This is a genomic window from Erwinia oleae, from assembly GCF_000770305.1.
GTDB classification, from domain to species: Bacteria; Pseudomonadota; Gammaproteobacteria; order Enterobacterales; family Enterobacteriaceae; genus Erwinia; species Erwinia oleae.
This window is the reverse complement of record NZ_JNVB01000149.1, coordinates 1-2,318: the sequence shown is the minus strand read 5'-3', so window position 1 is coordinate 2,318 and position 2,318 is coordinate 1. Positions and strand designations below refer to the sequence as shown.

Below are 2,318 nucleotides of genomic sequence, written 5' to 3'. Positions count from 1 at the left end.
TGATGGTGGTGGGGGAAGGATGACGCGGAACGTTGTTCCTTGCCCTTCGGGTCGTTGCCTGCGGCAACGCTTTCTCGCTGCGCTCGAATCGAACCCTGGTCGAAGGTTCTCATCCTTCCCCGTAAGGAGAATCATGCAGACGTCAGTATGTGGGGGGAATTATGGGCTTTGAAAGTGATGGTGGTGGGGGAAGGATTCGAACCTTCGAAGTCGATGACGGCAGATTTACAGTCTGCTCCCTTTGGCCGCTCGGGAACCCCACCACGGGGCTTGCTGTGTGCTGTTGAAGCGGGGCGCATCATACCAAATGAGAGACGGCTGTAAAGCCTGCGCACCCGAAAAAAATACCGTTTGCCGCTTTTTTACGCTGACCGCTGCTTTGCCAGGCGCGTTAAAGAATAATCGTGCGGTTACCGTAAACAAACACCCGCTGCGCCAACACCTGGTAAAGGGCGCGACTCAGCGCGTTTTTTTCCACGTCGCGTCCCGCACGCATCATATCTTCCGCCGTGTAGGTATGATCGACGTGAATCACGTCCTGCATAATAATCGGCCCCTCATCCAGATTGTCATTCACGTAGTGCGCGGTGGCGCCAATGATCTTCACGCCGCGCTCATAGGCCTGATGATAAGGACGCGCGCCTATAAATGCCGGCAGGAACGAGTGATGAATATTAATAATCTGGTTGGGATAACGCTGCACAAAGGCAGGCGTCAGCACGCGCATGTACTTCGCCAGCACCACGTAGTCAGGCTGGTAGCGGTCAATTTCCGCCGCCATATTATTGTCATGCTCTTCGCGCGTCAGACCTTCATGGCTGACTAACATAAACGGAATATCAAAACGTTCCACCAGCGTGCGCAGGGTCTCATGGTTGCCAATTACCGCAGCGATCTCAACGTCCAGGCCGCCATAGGCGCTTTTCATCAGCAGATCGCCCAGACAGTGCGCCTCTTTGGTGACCAGAATGACGATACGACGACGACCGGCAGGGTGCAGCTCGCGCACGGAGCCTGAAGGCAGCGCGCTGTCCAGATCGGCAAGGAGCGTCGTATCGTTGAAAATGCCTTCCAGCTCGGTACGCATGAAAAAACGCCCGGTGCGGTGATCGACAAATTCATTGTTCTGCACAATATTCAGTTCGTGCTTGTAGCAAATATTGGTGATTTTTGCGATAAGGCCCTTTGCATCCGGGCAAATGGTACGTAAAACTTTTCTTTGCAGTGTCTGCGCTTGCATTGCGTTGATGATCCTGTCGAAGCAATTCTGTGTAGGTGAGCGGCGCTGTTTACTGACCGCAGCATTTCTTAAATTTTTTGCCGGAGCCACAGGGGCAGCGGTCATTTCGCCCTGTTTGCGGCACGATGCCGTCTATATAATACCAGCGTTGCTCCTCACGAAGAAAGCGTGAGCGCTCGTGAATGAAGCCTTCACCGTGGTTTTCAGAGAAACGAGCAAAAAATGACACAAATCCTTCAGAGTAATCTCCTGGTTTTTTTGCCTCAATAATCTGTAAACTTAGCCACTTAGTATTCGCAACGCTCCTTTCCAGCTCGCCACGAAAATTTTCGGCGCGGCAGGACGGATGCCAGGTGGCAATAAGCCAGTCGGTATTATGCGTGGCGTAAGCGGTATAGCGTGAGCGCATCAGCGCTTCCGGGTCAGGTGGAACAGCAAGACCATTTAGATAGGGCTGGCAACATAGGCTATACTCCAACCCGCTACAACAGGGACACAGGGCTGACACGTCGACTCCAGGAATGATTAAAGACGGCAGAATAACAAGGCATCATGGTAACCGAGCAGCCGGGATGATGCCATTTGAAGTTTGGCAAATACCAGGGGATGAATGAGACAGGTTAAGGTTGGGCTGGCGCTGGGTTCTGGCGCTGCGAAAGGATGGGCCCACATCGGCGTGATCAATGCGCTGGAACGGGCAGGAATAAAGATTGATGTGGTCGCCGGAAGCTCCGTCGGCGCGCTGGTGGGCGCTGCCTATGCCAGTCATCACCTGCCGCGAATGGAAACCTGGGTACGCTCATTTCGTTACTGGGATGTCATTCGCCTGATGGATCTTTCATGGCGGCGCGGCGGCCTGTTGCGCGGCGATCGGGTGTTCAGCCACGTACGGCGGCTGGTCAGTCATGAAAAAATCGAGCAGTGCTCACTTCCCTTCGGCGCCGTTGCCACGAATCTCAGTACCGGTCGCGAACTGTGGCTGACCGAAGGTGACCTTCATCAGGCGGTTCGCGCCTCTTGCAGTATGCCCGGTCTGCTATCGCCAGTTGAATGGAACGGCTACTGGCTGGTTGATGGG

The 2,318-nt window shown here is 54.3% G+C and carries 3 protein-coding genes, 1 tRNA gene and 1 other RNA gene; 1 reads left to right on the top strand and 4 read right to left on the bottom strand.

Annotation, left to right across the window (positions count from 1 at the left end):
* Positions 1 to 3: 3 nt before the first annotated feature.
* The 4 genes from GS12_RS23130 to GS12_RS22585 form a co-directional block, all read right to left on the bottom strand.
* A non-coding RNA gene (locus tag GS12_RS23130) (RtT sRNA) lies at positions 4 to 134 on the bottom strand.
* 44 nt (positions 135 to 178) lie between these two features.
* Positions 179 to 263: transfer RNA gene (locus GS12_RS22595), tRNA-Tyr, on the bottom strand.
* Positions 264 to 391: 128 nt separating this feature from the next.
* Positions 392 to 1,240: a formyltetrahydrofolate deformylase gene (gene purU, locus GS12_RS22590; protein WP_034951234.1), complete on the bottom strand. Its 849-nt coding sequence runs from the start codon at positions 1,238 to 1,240 to the stop codon at positions 392 to 394.
* A 49-nt stretch (positions 1,241 to 1,289) separates the two neighbouring features.
* The gene (locus tag GS12_RS22585) at positions 1,290 to 1,748 is read right to left on the bottom strand and encodes a YchJ family protein (RefSeq protein WP_034951232.1); all 459 of its coding nucleotides are present in this window, start codon (positions 1,746 to 1,748) and stop codon (positions 1,290 to 1,292) included.
* 102 nt (positions 1,749 to 1,850) lie between these two features.
* Between GS12_RS22585 and rssA the strand changes: the two genes are divergently transcribed.
* On the top strand, positions 1,851 to 2,318 hold a 468-nt coding region (gene rssA / locus GS12_RS22580; protein WP_034951231.1), incomplete at its 3' end, for a patatin-like phospholipase RssA.